This window comes from Mucilaginibacter sp. A3364, assembly GCF_059690715.1.
Genome location: NZ_JCAWED010000002.1, coordinates 170,277 through 190,701, shown reverse-complemented (window position 1 = coordinate 190,701; position 20,425 = coordinate 170,277). Strand labels below are relative to the sequence as shown.

The window sequence follows — 20,425 nt, the reverse complement described above, 5'->3', positions numbered from 1 at the left end:
AACACTCTTACGCTGCCCCTTCCACAAACCAATCATTATACAAGCCATGGTCGCGGGTAATTTTAACCAGGTCGTAGTGTATTTTTTTCTGTGCTTCTTCGGTTAAATGAAGTTCGGCACTTTGCTGCAGCATTGCGGTAAGGCAACGCGCTTTAAATAGTTTAAAACCGTGTTGATCTGAAGAGTTTAGTATGGACTGTATCTGCGGCTGTATATTCAACTCATCTTTTTGCAGCATCAGGGCTTTAAGTTTTAGCATTGCAAAGTGTACTTTCATTAATGCTGAGTACTCCTGGTACACCTGTTGGTGGTTTTTTGCCAGCTCTTCGTATAAGGCCAGGCCTTTTTCTTTGTTAACTGCCAATGTTAGCTCGGCCCGCGCATTTTTTATAATGAACGCATAGGCCGGATGATCTGCTTTTCGTTCTGCAAGCGCCTCATCAAAAACATCCATCAACCTTAGTACTTTATTGTTATTGCCACAAAGCTTTAAGGTGTACATGCCCAGTAAATAAAATATCGGATGAACGTTTTTACCCATCGCCTGGTCTATGCCATTAAAACAAATTTTGGTTAGCATAATAAATGCGTCTTGCTTTACAGTGCCGTATTTTAAATACTCGTAAAAAGTATTGAGGCAGACTATCGCGTCAAACGGCAGCGCTAGTTGTTGCATCGAGGTAATTTCCTTTAGTAAACAGATCTGTTTTTCAAGCTCGGTCATATCAAGCAATAGTACGGCATTTAAAGCCAGGGCCGCATGAACCAAAGCGCGCGACTGTTCGCTCAGGTCAAACGCTAACATAGCGTGCAGCGTGCTTTGATATTCGGCGTCAAAAAACTCGTTGCCAATAAAATACGCAACAAGCGCGTCTTGGCCAGGCAGGGTAAACAGGCGTTGCACATACTGAGTTTTATCGGGCTGCGCCCTGTATTTTTGCAGCAGATCAACCCAGAATTTTATCAACTCTCCTTTTTCTACAACGGAAAGCCCTGCCGCGCTCAGCATATCGGGCGTAATAAGCTGTTCTGTTTTAAGGCTGTAGATAACCAGCCATTTTACAACTTTTAAACGCAAGGGGAAAGCGCCTACGGAGTTGTTGAGGCTTTCAAAAAGCTGTCGATCTACGGTGTTGGCATTGCGGCGAAACAGGTGTTGCGCCACGGCATAACATAGCATGTCCTCGCTGGCAAACTCAATACGCACTTCGCCATCAATGGTAGAGTGGCTGACCGCTTCAACAATATATCCGCTGGTTAACAAGTCCTGGTAGCTGGTTTTGTGCTGCCTAATGGTATCGTCTATTTGTTGTTTTAACGTGTAAAAGCCGGACTCTTCATAATTTAAATGCGCGCAGATGGTATCGGTTAGCAGTTGTTTTTCTGAAGGATCGGCATCGTTATATATTTTTGTTTGCACAAAGCGGGTTACCTGCTCAAACGATGTGGTTGTATCTACCCGCGTAAACGTAAAGCCCTCTTTAACCGACCGGTAATAGTATTGCAGGTATAGCGGATGTTGCAGTTGCCGTACCTGTTCAATAGTTAGCTCATGTTTTATTTTGGGATTGGTACGTTCGGCAATTTCTTTTATTTCGGCAGTATTAAGCAAGGGGATATTGCTATGGGCAACATTACTCATAAAACCTTTAAACCACAGGCTTTCGTCAGCCATTAAAATGTCTTGAAACATTTTTAAGCTACCTGTGCGCATGGTAATTACCATTTTAAATGAAGGGTTGGCGTTATAGCGGGCAAATACATCGGCTATTTGTACCATTATGAGCCTGAAAATATCGCCTTTAATAACTACGCTGTCCAGGCCATCTATCATCAAAAAAAAAGTTTGGTTATTTTCTTTAAGTGATGACATCAGCAGCGAAAATTCATCGTTGTGATTGTACCCGAGCAAGGATAGCAGCCAGGTATGAACATCGCGCCCGCTAAAATAGGCGTTTGATAAGGCATTAAAACTGATGAAAAACACCATGTCGCCCTCTGCATAATGCTGTTGATTTCCGGCTAAAAAATTATTTACCCAATGACAAAGGGCAGTGGTTTTGCCATAGCCCGTAGGGGCGAACAATACCGTGCCCGGTAGTTCACTATGACTAAAAAAAGAGAAATGCTCATCCAAAAATTTACGAGATACGGTGTTAGAGAAAGGAATGCCCGATTTATCCTTCAGTGTTTGCAATGTGCATGTAGTGATGCGATGTATACGCTCGCGCAGAACCTGCACACAGGTATTGCCTTTAACAGGTGTTTTGGTAGCACTATAAGCTTGCGACGAGAAATGAGCCCAGTGTTTGTAACCACAGTATTTGGCCAAAACATCCATGGTGTAACCTGATGGCATATACTTAGCTTCTGCAAAACCAAACAAGCGTTTTAAGGTGGTTTCGCTAATGCGGCAATTGGTTTTTTCCTCTATTGCCACTGCAATGGCCTTACAATCGCCCGATGCCAGTTGTTCGTAGTGCGAATGTTCCAATATTTGCTGCTTCAGGCTTTCAAAATGGGTCCTGTTAATAAGGGGTTTCATAGCTTAGGCACTAAATTTGGTTGTAGGTATTTACGTATAATAGGCAGTGCAAAGTTTGGACATTCTATTTTTGGGTGCATAAATAATCTATAGGGCAAATAGAGTTTTTTTTGATGAAGCGGGCAATAACCTAAACAGGTTATATTGGCTATGAAGTAGATGGGTTTTAGGTTAAAATAAAGTTAAGCGTTATTAATGGCTTTTGAGTATATTTAATAACCTAATTATGGCAAGTGTTGGTTTAATAGAGGATGATGACAGCCTGCGGGCTGTTTTTGCGGCATATTTTAGTACTTCAACGGCATTTGATGTAGCATTTGCCGTAGGCGATTTTGTGGAAGCTGCTGCGCATAAATCAAAAAAGCCCGATATATTGTTGCTCGATGTTGATCTGCCTTCGGGCTCGGGCATTGATGCCATTCCTGATCTGCGGCGCCATTTTCCCGAATCAAAAATTGTTATTCTATCCAGCCTGAAGGATGCAAACTTAACTAAGCTTGCTATGCGTAACGGCGCGTCGGGTTATTTGCTTAAATCAAACAGTGTAGAGTATATCCACGAGTCGTTATTAAATATAGATAAAGGCGGGTTACCGTTTTCGCCCGAAACAATTTCGCACCTTATAAAACCTGTCACAACCGAACGCGGCAACGGTTTAACCAAACGGGAATTAGAAATAGTGAAATTGGTAAGCGAGGGCCTGCTTAATAAACAGGTAGCCGATAAATTGAGCATTTCGCACTTTACCGTTAACCAGCATATAAAGCATATTTTTAAAAAGGTAAATGTAAACTCCAAAACCGAACTGGCTGCCTGGTACCTGTCTTATGGTCGGTAGGTTGTTAATTGCACATTAAACACCGCCCCGTTGCCCGTGATGGAGTTAAACCAAATCTGGCCTTTATGCGCCTCCACTATCTGCCGGCAAATAAACAGGCCCAGGCCATGCGATGGCTCGTTTGATGTACCCCGGCGCTTGATATCGGCCGAAATATCAAATAGTTTTTGCTGTATCTTTTCGGGTATACCAATACCGTTATCAGCTACCGATACGATCACGTCATCATTCATATATCGCATTAACACCTTTATCATGCCGTTTTGCTCGGTAAACTTAACAGCATTAGTAAGCAGGTTATCAAACACCCGGCGCAGTTTTTCCGCATCGCCCATAATGGTTACTTCAACAGGCTCAAACACGATGCGTTGTTTTTTTGCGGCGCTTTTTTCGCTCGTTTGCAAAATACAAGTGCTTATCAGTTCACCTAAGTCGATGGGTTCTAACGATAGCATGTCGCCTGATGTGTTGTTGTTCAACATATCTTCGATAAGCGATAGGGCGTCATTGCAATTGGTGTGTATCAGTTGGGTGATGTTTTCTTTTACATCGGGTGATAGTTTGTCGCTGTCCTTTATTCTGATAAAAGTTCGCATGGCAATTAGCGGGCTTCGCAGGTCATGCGCCACGGTTTGCGTTAACCGGGAGTTTATTCTGTAGCTATGTTCAAGCGCATCAAAAGCCCGGGCCAGTTCAATATTTTTAACATGCACCTGCTGGTTTAGGGTATTTAGTTGCAGGATGCTCTGTTTAGATTTCTTTTCGTTACGCCAAAGCAGCAAGGCTATGGAAACTGACAGGGCCATAATAAGACCACCCGCGCCAAGTAAAAGCGCCGTATAGTTTCTTTCTTTTTCCAGCCGGTCTATCCGTGTTATTTTCTCGTTGTAAGCAATTAGTTGCTCCAGGTTTTCCTGGGTGTTGGCGCTTTTTTCTTTCGCTAATGAATCCTTCAGATCAAGCAACTGCTGGCTTGCCAAATGCGCTTTACGGAAATCGCCCAACTGTGCCGAGGCGCCCGCGAGCAGCTTTAAATATTGTTGTTTATGATGGCCGCCGGGTTTATAAATCCATGGCCTGATGGTATCAAGCATGCGTACAACACGCTGCGTTTCATGCCGATCAAGGTAAATGGCTGCCAGTTGTTCGCGGCTTTCTTCGGCGCTTTCATTGCCATAATTGTCGCGTGTTAAATCAATGGATAAATTAAAAAGCCTTTCGGCTTCGGCTTTTTGGCCAAGCGTGAGTAGCGTCTTCGCTTTGTTGTTATACACCACACTTTTGGCCACTTTAATAAATGTTTTTTGGTGGGTGGTGTTAAAGTTGTTTTCGTTTTGTTGGATATAGGTAAGCGCCCGGTCGAAGTAGTATAAAGCGCTGTCGGTTTTTCCAAGCGTACTGAAGCTAAGGGCAATATTGTCAATCAGGCCCTGTGTGTAAGTAAAAACTATCCAGGGCCCGCTGCTTTGAGGCGGATATAATAACGTGCGCTTATAATATTTAATGGCCAGCCGGTAATTGCCTTGCTGGTAAAAACCATTGGCAATGCGCATGTTGTAATCAAAAAGATGACTGGTACCCGCGTTATGTGTTTTGCTTTGAATTTCTACCGCGCGGTCGTAAAATGCTATTGCTGTGTCAATATTATTTAACAGGAATTGTGCGTCGCCCTTAAAAAAATAGGCCTGTGCCAGGTCATCCCGATAGTCGGTGTTGGTATTTGCAATGGGGCTGATCACCATGATCATACTATCGCTATACAGAGATGCTTTATAATAATTATGTTGGGATAGGTAAAAGCCAAATATCGCTCCCAGGCGTTTCATCCTATCCTGCGGCCCTTGCCTGAAGGTGCTAAACGCGCTGTCAATAAATTTTAGTTTAAGCGAGTCGGGGAGTTGATTGATTTTGTCCTGTATGGAATCAGTAAGCCGGGTGTGTTCTGTCGGTATTTGCTGCGAGGAACGATGGCATGCCGAAATTAGTAAAACTGCCAAAACGAAGCGGCATATATGTAACGGCCATTTGGAGGATCGATTGGGCATAGTCAGGGCAATGATACTCCAAATTTGTTTATTTAGCAATCGATTGGTTTTTGTCAGGCGCTGTGCCAGCTAAATAACCTATACCAAAATACTCCGGCAGGTGGAAATTAGGCTCGGCACTTAGCAGTTCGTTCCAGGCCAGGTAATGCTGCTCGGGCAGGTTATCGCCACACTTATAAAAATTTAAGCGTAATTGGCCTGGGGTGATGTGGTTTAAGTTATGATGGATAAACACGTCTCTTGCAATCTTGATGCTCAGTTCCCAGTGGTATAAACCCTCAATGTCTGAGTTTTTAAAATAGTTATGGGTTTCGATTTTTTCTAACACATCGGTGGGTACGAAGGTGCGCGAACCTTTGTTTCGTCCAAACTGACCAAGACAGGTGCCCAGGCAATTAAACTCCAGATTATAGTATTCAATATCATCGCCAAAGCCAACAAAAAATTCTACGCAACTATCCAGGTAAACCGGCGAATTAATGCTGCGGTGATCGGCTTTAACATGGGGCTCATCAACATAAAATTTCAGGTAAAAGCAGTCATTGTCATATGCTATCGCGAAGCTGGTTTGCGGGGTTGTTTGCGGCTTCGTCCACAGCATGTGCCCAAGCGGATGACGCGCGATACCATCCAATTGCAAACCGATGTTTTCAACAGTTGTGCCCGCTTCTGTTATCAGGAAAGGGATAGATAATTCTTGCATAACCAAATGCTATGGTAGGCGTTTAATTCGTCGTCGCTTACGTGCTGTGTATCCAGTATTTTAATAATACGCTCAAATGTTCGTTCGGCTTGTGTGTACAGATCCAACAATCGCAGCTGGTTTTTAGCGCGCGCTAAATTATGACCGGGGTATTTAGCCCCGTAGTAAACGTCGCCGTTTAAAAAGTCAGTTAAAAAACGTACCGCTTGCATATATATCATAAACTTGCCGGCATAAATGAATAACTCCCTTTCTCGCCGCGTTAAACTGCCGCCCATGTAAGCGGTATAGCCCGCGTAAATAGCCACAAAGAAAGCTTCCCTGATATTGATTTTATTCAAATCCTGCTCCTCTTCGCTAGCCTCTGCCAGGTAGGTGCGCATCATATCGCCGACATCGCTAATGTAATAGCCCGGCATTACGGTATCAAGGTCTATAATGCCAAGTCCGTTGTTTTCATCATTAAATAAAACGTTGTTGATCTTGGTATCGTGATGAATTACTCTTAAAGGTATTTCCTTGTTTTGTTTGAGTTGTTCATACACATCGGCTATGTCAAAATGCTGTTGTACCTGCTCAATTTCGGGTAAGGCTTGTACTTTTCGTTCGTTGGGTGCTTTAGCCAGTGCCTCGTTAAACTGTCGGATGCGCAGGCTAAGGTTATGAAAATCGGCGAGCGTATATTTGAGTTTACTGCTATCGAAATCTTTCAGCAGAAAAGTAAACTTCCCGAAATGTTTGGCGGCCTCATAAGCCTGCCCGCTTTGAGTCAAAAAATCAACCGTGTGCGAACCCGCGACAAAACGCGTCAGCCTGAAAAAGCCATCGTCTGATCGCAGAAAGTACCCGCCATTTAAAGTAGGTAAGGGCGCGGCGAATAAATAGGAGGGGGCTATAACTTTTAAATACTCAGCCAGTATCTGTAGGTTCTCGCTAATATCTTGCGGACGGGTAAAGACCTTGTCGTTGATGCGTTGCAGGATGTACGATTGCCCGGCTCCGCTTATTTTCCAGGTATGATTGATCAGGCCCGAACCAAAGGCATCTACCTGGTATAGGTCGGGTTTAAGTCCGTAGGCTTGTAGTATCGGTCCGAACATGGTTTGCTGGCGTTATATCTCAAACATAGATATTAAGCCCGGCAAACTCTTGCGCAAACGTTTGTGTGATTTTTAGCTAACGCGAAGAGGCATCGTCTGATCTTTCTACCAGTTGCGATTCGATAATGATCTTATAAAATGCCGTTTGTTCATTTTGTGGCTGCTTTTTTTGCTGCAACAGATCAAGCAATATATCAGCTGCCTTTTGCCCCTGCATATATGGAAACTGTTCTACCGAAGCTGTTGGCGCATATTCAATATAATTGGTTAGGGGTAGGTTGGCATAACTTACAAACTCAATATCCTGGTTTACTTTTAGGTTAAGTTTGCGCGCGTGTTTGATGGCCCACAGGGCAACATAGTCGTTAAAAGTGACGATAGCCGTAGGGTTTCGTTTGCCGGCCAGCAATTCGTCCATAGCCTTGATAGTGCCCGCTTCCGTCAAATCACATGAAATTACAAGGGAGGGATCAAACTTTAGCCGGTTTTTGGTTAAGGCGTTTATGTAGCCGTTTTTACGTTCGCCGCTGGCAAACAGGGTAGCCGGGCCGTTAATAAGGCCTATACTGCGATGGCCTTTGCGCAGCAGGTAATTAACCGCCGCGATGGTGCCTGTTTCCATATTACAGGCCACATAGTGGATGTTTGACATGGAAGGAATACGGTCAAAATACACCACGGGTATGTTATGTTGTTTCAGGTTTTCAAAGTGTTGGTGGGATGAGGTGTTTTTACCAACCGAGATCAATAAACCATCTACCCGGTGCTTACGCATTTTTTCGATTAGCTTTTTTTCAACATCCTCGTCGTCATGCGATTGTGCAAGCAGCACCGTGTAATTACGTTGGTTGGCCACCTCCTCTATAGCGCTAATGGCTGTTGAAAAGAATGCTTCTGATAATTCGGGCAAAATAACGCCGATAGTTTCGGTGCTGCCTTTTTGTAGGAATATGGCGGTTTGATTAGGCTCGTAATTAAGCTCGCGGGCCAGCTTCTGAATTTTTTGCCGCGTTGATAGCCCGATGCTGGGATGATCATGCAGCCCGCGCGATACTGTTGATACTGATACATTCAGGCGACGGGCAATCTCTTTAATGGTGGCGGGTTTTGAACTCATTATTGAATAAGTGATGTTTGAGACCATGTTAGCGCTAAGTCAAACGTTTGCGTAAACTTTGTTTCACAACGTGATGTCTACACATGTCGCTATAAATCAATTTCGTTAAGTTTAATTTACGGATGCTTTATGTATCCCAATTTGCCTATAGCGTATCAGCTACGCTAAGTTACAGGCTAAATTATTTAAATCAAACGTTTGCGCTGCTAATAATTCGCCGAATGAGGTTGAGTGTGCTAATTTCACATTCCGAAACCACCGGAACATCCGGCCTGTTAACCGATACGATACATGAAAAGAAGAGACTTTGTACAATTGGGCGCTATGGCAACCGCAGCCTTTACTATTTTACCCTCGCGCACACTTTTTGCTGCCGATACCGGCAAAGTACGTTTAGGCTACATAGGCGTAGGCGCACGTGGCATGACGCATATAACCGCAGCCCTTTTACGCGATGACATAAGCATTGTAGCCGTTTGCGATACGCAGGAGCGATCGCTTAAAATATGCCGCGACAGGATAGCCAAAAGCGGCAGGCCGGCAGCTAAAGAATATACCGGCGGCATTGATGCTTACAAAGCATTATTGGAACATAAAGATATCGATGCCGTCATTATAGCCACACCATGGCAATTTCACCGCGACCAGGCTATTGATGCCATGAAGGCGGGCAAATACGTAGGCTGCGAAGTAATAGCCGGTTTAACGGTTAAAGACCATTGGGATATTGTAAACACTTCCGAGAAAACAGGTATACCTTACATGACGTTGGAGAACGTTTGCTATCGCCGCGATGTAATGGCGGCTTTAAACATGGTGAGACAAGGCCTGTTTGGCGAACTGGTTCACCTGGAAGGCGGTTACCAGCATGACCTGCGCGGTGTGTTGTTTAACAACGGCAAGCAATACTACGGTGGCGGCGTTGAATTTGGTGCCGGCGCGCTTAGCGAAGCACAGTGGCGCACCCAGTTTAATATCGATGTTGACGGCGATCTGTACCCTACGCACGGCGCTGGTCCGGTTATGAATTATGCTAACATCAACCACGGTAACAGGTTCACCAAGCTGGTTTCCTTCAGCTCAAAAGCGCGCGGCCTGGCATCGTATGTAGAAAAACAATCGCCCGGCCATGCCAACGCGAAGATCAATTACAAGAATGGCGACGTAACCCAAACCATGATCAGCTGCGCTAATGGCGAAACAGTGATGCTTTCGCATGATACCCATCTGCCAAGGCCATATTCATTAGGTTTCCGCGTACAGGGCACCGAAGGCATCTGGATGGATGTAAATAACAGCGTATATATTGAAGGCAAATCAGCCAAAAATGATGTATGGGATTCGGCGCAGGATTGGTTTAAAAAGTACGACCACCCTCTTTGGAAAAAATATGAAAAAGAAGCCGCCGGCGCAGGGCATGGTGGTATGGACTGGTTTGTGTTCAACGCTTTTGTTGAAGCCGTAAAGCAGAAAAGGCAAACCCCGATAGATGTATATGATTCGGTAACGATGAGTGTTATCGCGCCATTATCAGAGCAATCCATCAAAGCAGGCAGCAAAACGCTGGATTTCCCCGACTTTACCCGCGGCAAATGGCAGAACCGTAAAGCAACCTTTGCGCTGGATGATAGCGGGTTTTAATACGCCGAACACGATTTTTAAATAATGAGAAAAGAACTATTAAAATGGCTGATAGCGGCATTAGCTATTGCGCCTTTATACATAACGCAGGCCACGGCGCAAACCGAGAACGCTGCCCCGTCAGAACATATATTTTTTGATTTTCCTACTGATGCCGTTGCTAAGATCCACAGAATCAAGATCACGCAATCGGCTTATGCTACTTATTTTTCGGTGCATAACTTTCGGGGTGGGTACAACGGTTTGCAGCAGACAGCTGATCCGCAATTCGGTACACCTAATATATTGATAGCATCTTTGTGGGATGCCAATACCGCTGCGGGTATATTTTCAAAAGTAGCCTACAAGGCCGACAATACTTTTACCAGCAGGTTTGGCGGCGAAGGCGATGGCTGGAAAAGCATTAACCCCTATAAATGGGAGTTAAATACCTGGTACAACATTGCCATACGGGCCTGGAAAAACAATGAGCGTTTGTATATAGCCACCTTTATTCAAAATACAGTAACAGGGATTTGGTTCCATACTTCAACGTTGGAAGTGCCGGACAGGCCGGTTTACCTCGGCCCTAAAAATGATGCTTTCCTTGAAAACTGGACGGGGTATGACCCGCAGCAGGATGGCCGTTTTGTAAGAAAAGCGTTTTTTAAGGACTGCTGGAATTTGAGCGTAGACAACGTATGGCAAAAACATACGGCACGCCGATTTAGCGCCAATAGCAACGATAAGAAAAGAAACGGTAAATATGATCGTAGTTTTAACTCGGGCTATGATGCTGTCGAGGATGCTTACTTTATGCAGCACGGCGGTGATACCCAACCTGATGAAGCATTTGGCACGGGCCGCATACTTAACCTGCCCGAGCAGGCTAAGCAGGGCGATGCGCCTAAATTAACTGTAGGAACCATATCGACACTAAACGCAGCTTACACAGATCAAACCATTAATGTAAGCTGGACGATAGACGCGGCAAAAAGCCCGCAGTTATCATCAAAAATAGAGATACTGAATGCCTTGGGTAAAGTGGTACAAACGGTGGATGAAGTTTTACCTGAAAAAAGATTGGTTAGCATAAAAGCGTCTTTGCCTGTAGGCAGCTACACGGCACGCCTTATAATGACGGATATTTTTAACCAGGTGGCTAAACCGGTAAGTAAGAAATTTGTGGTGAAAGGATAGTAGGCGGTACAAAAAAAGCGCCTCAAATCTTTCGACATGAGGCGCTGAGCTTTTGGCCAACGGAATAAAGAACATCTATTAATGCTTACCCCTAGAAGTCATCAATAACTTATTTTCCAAAAAGGCCGAAAAGTTTTCTTTGTATGAATCGCCTACACTAAAGCTCATGCCATTGCTCATTTGCACGGTATTGCCGCGGATGTTGGCAATTTGCCTGACAGCAACGATGAAAGCCCTGTGAAACTGCACAAACTCGGGTATTGACTTAACCAGTTGCGCCACATCTTTCAAGGTAAGATATGCCGTTACTACGGTATTGTTTGACAGGTATATCTTGATGTAATTTTGCGCGCTTTCAAAGGCTATCACATCATCAAACTTTATTTTTACAATAGCCAGGTCATCCTCTTTACTTTTAACTAAAAAATAATCGTTGTTGCCATACTGCTCTTTCTTTTCGGGGAAAAGGCGGTTAATGGTCATTGAAAACCTGCCAAAAGTGTAGGGCTTTAGTAAAAAAGCATCACCATCTGCCTCATAAGCATCAAACGCGTATTTGGAATGAGCTGTAGTAAAGATGAGCTTTTGAGTTTTGCTGCGAAGCGCCTTTGCCAGTTCAAGGCCCGATAAGCTGGGCATGTCCACATCCATAAACAGCAGGTCAATATCCTGAGTTGATGACACTGCAGAGAGTGCCCTAACGGGATCTGTATAAACCCCGGCAACATTCAGATTAGGGATGAGATCTATATATTTTAAAATCGCCTCTATAGAAAACTGCTCATCGTCTATAACGATACAATTTAACATAATAAGTTCAGTTAATGGTAATTAATGTATTATCTAGGGTACTGTAGTGTTAAGGTAAAAAGATAAACCTCACATCAAAAAAATATTACGCAGAAGGCCCGATATTCTACACGGAAAGGATAAAATAAGCCGTTTGTCCAAATTTTGTTAATTTTACTCTGGATGTTAAGCCCCGAAAAAAATACCCCTTACAATTGTATTATTATTGATGATGATGCTTACGCTATAGCGGGTTTGCAAAAATACATCGAACTGGTCCCTTCACTTTGTTTGCAACAAGCCTATACCGACCCGGTAAAGGCTTTATTGGAACTGGCTCATGCCGAGAAAACCGACCTGATGCTGGTTGATATTGATATGCCCCAAATAAGCGGCATAGAACTATCAAGGCAGTTACGCGAAAAAACGCATAAACTGGTATTTACCACCGCGCATACCCAATACGGTTATGAAGCTTTTGAGCTTAGTGCCGATGCCTACCTGCTAAAGCCTTACACGCTGGCTAAATTTACGGCAACCATCGCCAAGCTATTCCCAACAACTACCGAAAGCAAGCCTGCCGCAACCGACGACTATTTTTTTGTTAAAAGCAAAGCCGAAAACCATAAGCTGGTTAAAATTTGCTTTAAGGATGTTATTGCTGTTGAAAGCCAGCAAAACTACGTGTTGATACATACAGCGGCTCAAAACATCACGGTATACATGTCGCTTACCGAAGTTGCAGGCGTATTAGGCCAATTGCCTGAGTTTGTTAAATATCACCGCAGTTTTATCATCAACCGCGAGCATATAAACTCCATTACCGGCAACACCCTCAAAATGTCAAACGGCCTGCAAATTACCGTTGGCGATAATTTCCGCAAAGATTTTCAGGCTTTCCTGGAAGGCAAACTCCTTAAAATGGGGCGCAGGCCCTAAAGTCCCCGCCTGTATATTTATTTTTGAAATAAACCTGTGCCCATTGTAGTTGTTAGTGCCGAACTCGTCGGGTCGGTAGGCATGGCATTTCTTCCGGCTTTATTGTTTAAACTCATCTGCGGGCGGTAAACGAATAATGTTGTACCTTCAATTTTGAATTTTTTTTGTTTCATGGCTGTAATTTTTCATGAAACTTATCCCGAAATTTAAACCGATAAAAAGTGCTTATACAGAACCATCTTTTTTCTATTCAAAACCCCTTTTTTGCATGATTAATAAGTGGCACGCCTGGCTGATTCGCTACCGATTACACGCGCTTATTTGGATGATCTATATCGCTTACGAGATCGGCTTTTTAGCCGGTGTAGGTGCTTTTGGTGAACTCATGAACTGGGTGTTTCATTATTCACTTATTATGTCTTTGTTCTATTTTCATGCACATGTGGCCATGCCTTGGGCCATGCAGAGTAGATTTAATCGTTTCTGGAGATTGCCGCTGATTATATTGTTCGAACTCTCGGTTTATTTATTGATCTCGTTTTTCGGCGATCAACTACTGGCGAAATGGGATTTGCTTGGAATACCTATGTCGCCGATCTTGACCAAGAGTTATTTTTTGCGCAACTGCTTTCGGGCTGTTTACTTTACTGGCTTTTCAACCGGTTATTATTTTTTGCTAACCTATAATCGTGAAAGGCGAAAAAGCGAAGAACTGGAGCGAGAAAAGTTTAGTGAGATCATATCCCGCCAAAAAGCCGAACAGGATTTGGCCCGTGCGCACAATGCATTTTTAAAGGCGCAGATCAACCCGCATTTCCTGTTCAATACGCTTGATTTTATTTACCATAATGTGCTGGCTTTGTCGCCTGTTGCAGCCGAGGCTATTGTTACTCTGGCCGAAATGATGCGCTTTGCAATTGATGCCGATAAGATGGGCGAGTTTATTTTACTGGGAGATGAACTTGATCAGGTAGTAAACCTTCGTTATTTAAACCATTTGCGTAAAAACCAGGAAACAGCTTTTGAACTAAACTATGATGAGAATGTACGCGATATTAAATTTATACCGCTGGTGCTGCTCACGCTGGCCGAAAACATTTTTAAGCACGGCGACCTGAGTAATGGGCAAGAGGCAACATTGCAAATTTTTGTAGCTGATGAGATGCTGCATATTCATAGCAGTAACACAAGCCACGAACAGCAGCATACACATAGCCACAAAACAGGCCTGGCCAACTTGCAGAAAAGATTACACCACGCCTATGGCGACGCGGCACTGTTTACCTATGGCGACGACGAAAGCGGTCATTTTAATGTATGGGTAAAAGTGCCTATGCATTTGCTGGCTTAACATAATGTGCCATTTTTACCCATTTAAGCAGGTACTGATAAAGTATGGCTTCATGCAAACGCTGATTGTCATAAAATAACCGGTTAACATGCATGTGTAACAAATCGCTAAGCAAGCTCATCTTTGTTTGATCATCCGGGCAGGTATTCACAACGCGTTCAAATGTGTTAATATAATTCTTACTGATTGTAAGCGGCCCGGTGTTGTTTTCCAGCTGTTGGAACGATCGGTTTATCTTTTTATAATCATCGCCATCAAATTTAAACTCCCGGGCAAAACTGTCCGCTACGGCTTGTATAAACCTAAGCCGTAAATTTTGGTCGGGAAAGGCCAGTGAGCATAGCCGATCCATGAGTTGTAGGGCCTTATCGTATAGTTGGCTGGTTTTGTTGCCTGATTTTAACAGGCGTAAGATGTAGGCACTATCTACAGCAAAAAAGCCCTCTGCCAACGCCATGCGCGCGGCGCCGTATCGTTCTGTTTCGCGTACGTAAGTTTTAACCTGCAGATCCCATACGCTACCCTGGTTGTATAATGGCTTTAGGCAATTATTTAATTCGCTAAGCAACGCAGCACCAGATTGCGGGTCCCGCAACTTTAACCGCAGCCTGATATGTGGCCCGCCATCGGTATATCTGATAAAAAACCAATGCTTAAATAGTGTTTTGTTACCGGCCAAGAAAGGCCTGATCACGGTAGTTAATAAACTATTGGACTGTGTTGCATGCCCATAAATTTCAGCATACAACCACTCGCCGCCAGGTAAAAAACTATCATCGGGCCTACTATCAACTAAAGGAGCCAGCGCCGGGTAGATCTGCTCGCCGTGGCCAAAATCAACAATATATTGGGCCGCGTAGCTCTTGTCGTTCTCATCTTTTACACCTTCGGTATCAGGTAGCGCCTCTGTAATGTATACCTCTTTGTTTTGCACAGCGTAGCGTATAAAAGCTTGCAGGTCTTCGTCATTTTCAGGGTTTATCAGCAGCATCTGGTCCGATTTTCCGCAATGAAAAGGGAGGTTGATCTTTTTGACCTGCAACCACTCCTGTATGGAAGCAAGGTCTTTAACACACGCCTTGTCTACCAGCCAACTAGCCGGCGAAACGATAAATTTTTTGTAGTAAACACGAGGGTAATGTACCAAGTCAGGAAAGAAATGCTTTAAGCTAAATGATAGATCAGACCGCAAGCCTTGATGCTGCAGGTCGCAAAGAAACCGAAACAGCGCCAGGTCAGACCGGGTATAGTTATAGGCCGAAGCTATGCGCGGCACAATACGTTGTCGGTGTTTTTTTGACCAGAGCACGATTTGGTTATCCCTTACCGCCACCAAAATATCATCAACATTAAGCGGCGATGGGTGGCACGACCAACTTAAAAGCGGAAGTTCTGTTTGATAAAGTGAGGCCCGGCGATTGACATTATCAACCTGTTTTTCGGCCTGGTACGCAACGTCAAAAAAAAGCACATCCGGGTTGGCTTTTTCTTCCATGCCAGCTATTGCTTTACCCTTATCCACAGCCTGGGTATCGCCCAAAGTAAAACGGCCCAGCAAAGCATTTGCCGTGCAACCGCCCGCGTGTTCAATCACCATTTGCCCGCGATGATTGTGAAACATTACGCTTAAGGTGTTAGGCAAAGCAGGCATACTATCAGCTACCTGCCCCGTGTAGTTTTCCAGTTGGATAGGCTCGCCTTTAAGTAATTCATTCAGTAAAAAACGATGCTGCGCAGTGTAGGCAATCTGGCTGACATCAGTGCCTCGTTGTTGCAGGCTTTCCAATAACAGCGCGGGCATTTCGTCTTCGGGATTCTGCGCCATATTACCGTAGCCAATCCCTATTTGCGGGTCCATTGCCAAAGTCAGCGGAATTGCTTTGCGGTCGAATTTTTTTTGAAATTCACTTTTGAATGTGTTTAAGTTATGATGCCGTGGTAATGGCAAAAAGTCATTCATAAACTGTAAGTAAGCCGGTAGATCGCGTAACTGATACTTGTTTAACGCACCTGCTTTAACTATCCTTTCAGAAATGATATAACCCGCGGTGGCAGGCCTTATTTTGCAATGTAATCGCTTAAAATAATCTTCGCCGGTGATATTGGGCGAGTGCTCGGTTAGTAATAACTGCGCATCAATTAACTGGTTGATCAACGCGCGCGCCGATGTGTTTGCCAGTTTAAATTTGGCAGACAGCAACTCGCATATTTCGGTTATTGTTTTAGGCTGCTTGCTGGCTAATAGAATAGCCTGTAGCTCGGGGAAGTTAGTAATTGACGTAAGTTCAAACGCGCCCTTCAGATAGCGTAGGTATCGCACTTTGCCTGCAAGCGTGTAGCAGCTGGCATTAGCCATAACCCGATTCGGTATGGCAGTAGCGGCAACATCGTCTTTTTCACTCCAGCTTATAAATTGGTACTTAACCATTCGGTTATTTAGTACCGGTTGCGAGGCATCTGCCTGCACGGGTAAAAAACTGATTGCCGCAAAGCTTCCGAATGGAGTAGCCCTGAAACGCGCCCGATTGAAATATTTCCATACTGTATGAGCGGCTTTTTCGTCAAGTTGCGCGATGGCAAGATCTTTAATCAACACAAAAAAATCCGGCGATGCTTCTTTGATCAGTTCTTTCAGGGCGGGCCAATTGCTGGCAAGGTTATCTGTTAAACTAAAGGCCGGCGTGCGGCAAACTGCTGTAGAAAGAGGGGTTAGTTTAGTATCCTTTTTGTCCATTGCTGGCATGCTTTTTTCTTTAAAAAAAGGCACTGGCAGGCAGGTTTTAAATAGCTCAATACAAAAAGGAGGATTTTCGGTTTAAAAAGGCAAAAATTCGTGATAGATTCTCCGTAGCCTTTACAATATTTTTTGTGCCAGAGTCATATTTTTAACAATAGAGGCTTTTAACCTAAACCTTAATCCATGCACCCGGGCTTCACTAATATATTGAACCGGGTGCGAGAGGAGCTAAATTAATAGAAGAGATAGGAATTAATAATGGGTTATGGCACAATTAAACATCTTTAATGCTTTATTATTGCTGCAGGAAAAAAATGAAGGCTACTTTAAAAGCGTGCAAACAGATATCATGAATTTCATTGAAATTAACTGGCGCCATCCTATTAGCATAAATATCAAAAATAAAAGAATGCCCAAACAGCTTAGGCAGGATATAGAGGAGTTTTTGATGCCGTTAAATAGCACTCCACCAAACAAGGCAAGTAAACAACTTTAGATAGTCCTTAACCAATTTTTTCTTATCAAAAACTAAATACTATCCTGGGGTAATAGTTTTTATCGACGTTTTTAAGTGTCCGATTTTGTACGATTGTTAGGGCAGTGAGCTTTATTTCACTTCAAATGCCCCGATAGCACGAGTCCTTTTAAAAGGCTTTTCATTGTAATCACGGTCAGGGTTTGTTACCGATATTCCAGCACCGGCCAGGGGGCTGATAGTGCTTATGGTGAAATCTCCGGCATCGGGGGCGTTAAATAATAGGTCTTTACCAATAACTGCATTTTTTTCTGAGGAGGGTAACTGTACGCTGTTTAAGGAAACACCCACCCGATGCCAGGCGTTGTTAGAAAACGTAAAGCTTTCGGCGGCAGTACCTGGCCCAACGTTACAAACTACACGTACTTTATCGTCCATAAAAACTGCATTGTTACGGAACGTATTATTGCCGCACTTGCCGAAACGCACAGTATCGCGGTTTTCCTGGAGGATACGCAACACCCAGTGGGTTGGTTTATAAATGGTATTGTTCACCACTTCAGACCGGGTGCAGCCTACAAATGCCACCGGTGCGTCCGAGCCAATAAATATATTGCTGTAAACCTTTAGGTTACTAGCTTCCCATTTGACATCCATCGGCCTAAAAAAAGGTAGCCCGGTACTGCCGCCCAGGTTAATAGCGCGCTCGCCGGTGTTTTTAAACAGGCAGCCTTCTATCCTGATGTCGCTACTGCCGCCTTTCATTTGCGCACCATTTGAGCCTGATTTTTCAAATAGGCATTTACTGATCAGGCCTTTATGGCAGCCCACCATATCTATGCCGCTACCACCTGCTGAGCCACTAACAAAAGCGCATTGAATTATTTTGAATTCATCAACGCCCGATAGCTTCATCAGGTCATTGTTGCCCTTTGCCGCAATATCCCTGAAGACACAATCCTTAAAAACAATGTGGTGTGACGGGGTTATGTAACTTGCACCGTCGCTAAAATTAACGCCGTTATCGGTTTGTTGGCTAAATATAAAACCTTCAATTTGCAGGTAAGCCACATCGGTACCCATTAAACCCGCCGAGCCACCATTTATAGTTACCGCGCCTTTTTTCTCACTCAGGATATAGATCCACTTTTTGCTTGTCCCTTGTAAATTATCGATAGCCTGATTGCCGGGATAAATACCGCTATGGACAAGAATAGTATCCCCTGCAACCGCCGCTTTTGCCGCCTTGTTAATAATGTTATAAGCCTGCCCTGTACCCACATGCAAAGTTTTTGCGAAAGAAGAATATTCTGTAAGCAACAATAATAGTAGGGCGAATGAGAAACGCGGCATGGGTTTATTTTTGGTTGAAGATAAATAAATCCGGCTTAAAATATACCACCGGATTTAGTGAGAAGATGTAAAACAAGAAAGCCCTGGTAAATGATACATTAATGTATGCTTAGATCTTGATTTTGTTGTTTCCACAGATAAATCATAGTATTGCATTCGAAATGCAACGAACCATCCTCATCATCGACGACGAAAAAAAGCTGAACGATCTGCTATCGCGCATTATTGGCTTAGAGGGATTTGTTGTGTTACAAGCTTTTACCGCTAAGGAGGGTTTGAAGTTGCTGCAACAGGAAGATGTTTTGCTGGTACTGAGTGACGTTAAACTACCCGACATTAACGGCGTGGACCTTGTCAAGACCATCAAGGAAAAAAAACCTTACGTTGAGGTTATCAATTTAACTGCTTACGGTACTATAGCCGATGGTGTTAAAGCAATACAAAATGGTGCGTTTAACTACATTACCAAAGGTGATGATAATGATAAGATTATCCCGCTGGTAAACCAGGCTATTGATAAAGCACTCTTGCAATACAATAAATTTCAGCAAGAAAAGAAGGCCGCAACTAAACATACGTTTGCAGGTATTATAGGCAACTCAAAAGCCATATTGGATGCTGTAACCCTTGCCCGAAAAGTAGCTGCTACAGATACAACTGTTTTGCTATTAGGCGAAACCGGTACAGGTAAAGAGGTTTTTGCATCGGCTATACATTATGAAAGCCAACGTCGCCTAATGCCATTTGTCGCCATAAACTGCAGCAGCTTTAGTGGCGACTTATTGGAGAGTGAACTTTTTGGCTATAAGGCCGGAGCATTTACCGGCGCACTAAAAGATAAAAAGGGTTTACTGGAAGAAGCGCAGCATGGAACCATATTGCTGGATGAAATTGGCGAGATGAGCCTGGAGCTACAAGCCAAATTGCTACGCGTTTTGGAAAGCAAGACATTTATAAAGGTTGGTGATACACAAACTACCAAAGTCAATATTCGCATCATAGCGGCAACTAACCGCGATCTGCAGAAGGAAGCAGACGCTGGTCGCTTCAGACTTGATCTTTACTACCGCTTGTCTGTATTTACCATACACCTGCCTTCGCTTAACGAGCGGAAGGCTGACATTGAATTGCTGGCTAAATACTATTTGCAAGATCTTTCTGCCAAAGCCGGCAAGCATCAAGCTAAAATGGATAGCGGATTTGTTGATTTACTTAACCGTCATCATTGGAAAGGTAACATCCGTGAGCTTAAAAACGTGATGGAACGTGTGATGATTTTGGCTGACGATGACGTATTAACACCTGATTTGCTCCCTGTAGAATTTAAGTACGAGACCGGTGATCATAGCGCCATTGATCTTGCTACTATAGAACGCCAGCATATTCAAAAAATACTCAGTCGTACCGGCGGCAACAAAACCGAAACCGCAAGGCTGTTAGGCATTGGCTTAACTACACTCTACCGCAAGCTTGAGGAATACAAACTAACTTAAGCCCACTCCACAACGACAATAAACCCTTCCATTTTGGTAGGGTTTTCTTATTTGTAATTTCCGGATAAAGTATATATGTATCTATAAACCAAAAATTTACGTTGGTTTATTTTCTAATGG

Annotated in this window: 16 protein-coding genes; 7 read left to right on the top strand and 9 right to left on the bottom strand. The window is 43.7% G+C overall.

Annotated elements, in window-relative coordinates; genetic code table 11:
• Positions 1-7 precede the first annotated feature (7 nt).
• Positions 8-2,545 carry an NACHT domain-containing protein gene (locus AC59JT_RS13455; RefSeq protein ID WP_497399726.1) on the bottom strand — a complete coding sequence of 846 codons (2,538 nt, stop codon included), beginning with the start codon at positions 2,543-2,545 and terminating at the stop codon, positions 8-10.
• 226 nt (positions 2,546-2,771) lie between these two features.
• Here AC59JT_RS13455 and AC59JT_RS13450 point away from each other — a divergent pair, with 226 nt between their 5' ends.
• The gene (locus AC59JT_RS13450) at positions 2,772-3,383 is read left to right on the top strand and encodes a LuxR C-terminal-related transcriptional regulator (protein ID WP_497399724.1); all 612 of its coding nucleotides are present in this window, start codon (positions 2,772-2,774) and stop codon (positions 3,381-3,383) included.
• On the opposite strand, the gene AC59JT_RS13445 is transcribed toward AC59JT_RS13450, so the two are convergent.
• The 4 genes from AC59JT_RS13445 to AC59JT_RS13430 form a co-directional block, all read right to left on the bottom strand.
• A complete protein-coding gene (locus tag AC59JT_RS13445) occupies positions 3,371-5,380 on the bottom strand; it encodes a tetratricopeptide repeat-containing sensor histidine kinase (RefSeq protein ID WP_497399722.1) in 2,010 nt (669 codons plus the stop codon). The two genes, AC59JT_RS13450 and AC59JT_RS13445, sit on opposite strands and share 13 nt — an antisense overlap.
• 76 nt (positions 5,381-5,456) lie before the next feature.
• Complete coding sequence (locus AC59JT_RS13440) at positions 5,457-6,131, bottom strand: carbohydrate-binding family 9-like protein (RefSeq protein ID WP_497399720.1); 675 nt, start codon at positions 6,129-6,131, stop codon at positions 5,457-5,459.
• Positions 6,104-7,231 (bottom strand): phosphotransferase enzyme family protein, encoded by a 1,128-nt coding sequence (locus AC59JT_RS13435; protein ID WP_497399718.1) that lies wholly within the window; start codon positions 7,229-7,231, stop codon positions 6,104-6,106. The genes AC59JT_RS13440 and AC59JT_RS13435 overlap by 28 nt, the downstream gene beginning before the upstream one ends.
• Before the next feature lie 76 nt (positions 7,232-7,307).
• Positions 7,308-8,348 (bottom strand): LacI family DNA-binding transcriptional regulator, encoded by a 1,041-nt coding sequence (locus AC59JT_RS13430; RefSeq protein ID WP_497399716.1) that lies wholly within the window; start codon positions 8,346-8,348, stop codon positions 7,308-7,310.
• A 291-nt stretch (positions 8,349-8,639) separates the two neighbouring features.
• On the opposite strand from AC59JT_RS13430, the gene AC59JT_RS13425 reads away from it, so the two are divergent.
• Positions 8,640-9,989, top strand: coding sequence for a Gfo/Idh/MocA family protein (locus AC59JT_RS13425; protein ID WP_497399714.1), 1,350 nt, complete (start codon positions 8,640-8,642; stop codon positions 9,987-9,989).
• A gap of 24 nt (positions 9,990-10,013) precedes the next feature.
• A complete protein-coding gene (locus tag AC59JT_RS13420) occupies positions 10,014-11,168 on the top strand; it encodes a DUF3472 domain-containing protein (protein ID WP_497399712.1) in 1,155 nt (384 codons plus the stop codon).
• 78 nt (positions 11,169-11,246) lie between these two features.
• Here AC59JT_RS13420 and AC59JT_RS13415 read toward each other — a convergent pair whose 3' ends face one another.
• Positions 11,247-11,978, bottom strand: coding sequence for a LytR/AlgR family response regulator transcription factor (locus AC59JT_RS13415; protein ID WP_497399710.1), 732 nt, complete (start codon positions 11,976-11,978; stop codon positions 11,247-11,249).
• A gap of 144 nt (positions 11,979-12,122) precedes the next feature.
• On the opposite strand from AC59JT_RS13415, the gene AC59JT_RS13410 reads away from it, so the two are divergent.
• Positions 12,123-12,896: a LytR/AlgR family response regulator transcription factor gene (locus AC59JT_RS13410; protein ID WP_497399707.1), complete on the top strand. Its 774-nt coding sequence runs from the start codon at positions 12,123-12,125 to the stop codon at positions 12,894-12,896.
• 17 nt (positions 12,897-12,913) lie between these two features.
• On the opposite strand, the gene AC59JT_RS13405 is transcribed toward AC59JT_RS13410, so the two are convergent.
• Positions 12,914-13,069 (bottom strand): hypothetical protein, encoded by a 156-nt coding sequence (locus AC59JT_RS13405; protein ID WP_497399705.1) that lies wholly within the window; start codon positions 13,067-13,069, stop codon positions 12,914-12,916.
• Positions 13,070-13,164: 95 nt separating this feature from the next.
• On the opposite strand from AC59JT_RS13405, the gene AC59JT_RS13400 reads away from it, so the two are divergent.
• Entirely contained in the window at positions 13,165-14,247 is a 1,083-nt protein-coding gene (locus tag AC59JT_RS13400; RefSeq protein ID WP_497399703.1) for a sensor histidine kinase, read from the top strand.
• On the opposite strand, the gene AC59JT_RS13395 is transcribed toward AC59JT_RS13400, so the two are convergent.
• Complete coding sequence (locus AC59JT_RS13395; RefSeq protein ID WP_497399701.1) at positions 14,228-16,981, bottom strand: lantibiotic dehydratase; 2,754 nt, start codon at positions 16,979-16,981, stop codon at positions 14,228-14,230. The two genes, AC59JT_RS13400 and AC59JT_RS13395, sit on opposite strands and share 20 nt — an antisense overlap.
• Before the next feature lie 268 nt (positions 16,982-17,249).
• On the opposite strand from AC59JT_RS13395, the gene AC59JT_RS13390 reads away from it, so the two are divergent.
• A complete protein-coding gene (locus tag AC59JT_RS13390) occupies positions 17,250-17,480 on the top strand; it encodes a hypothetical protein (protein WP_497399699.1) in 231 nt (76 codons plus the stop codon).
• A 111-nt stretch (positions 17,481-17,591) separates the two neighbouring features.
• On the opposite strand, the gene AC59JT_RS13385 is transcribed toward AC59JT_RS13390, so the two are convergent.
• Positions 17,592-18,812, bottom strand: a complete 1,221-nt coding sequence (locus AC59JT_RS13385) for a right-handed parallel beta-helix repeat-containing protein (protein ID WP_497399697.1) — start codon at positions 18,810-18,812, stop codon at positions 17,592-17,594.
• 161 nt (positions 18,813-18,973) lie between these two features.
• Between AC59JT_RS13385 and AC59JT_RS13380 the strand changes: the two genes are divergently transcribed.
• Positions 18,974-20,305, top strand: coding sequence for a sigma-54-dependent transcriptional regulator (locus AC59JT_RS13380; RefSeq protein WP_497399695.1), 1,332 nt, complete (start codon positions 18,974-18,976; stop codon positions 20,303-20,305).
• The last annotated feature ends 120 nt before the right edge of the window (positions 20,306-20,425 follow it).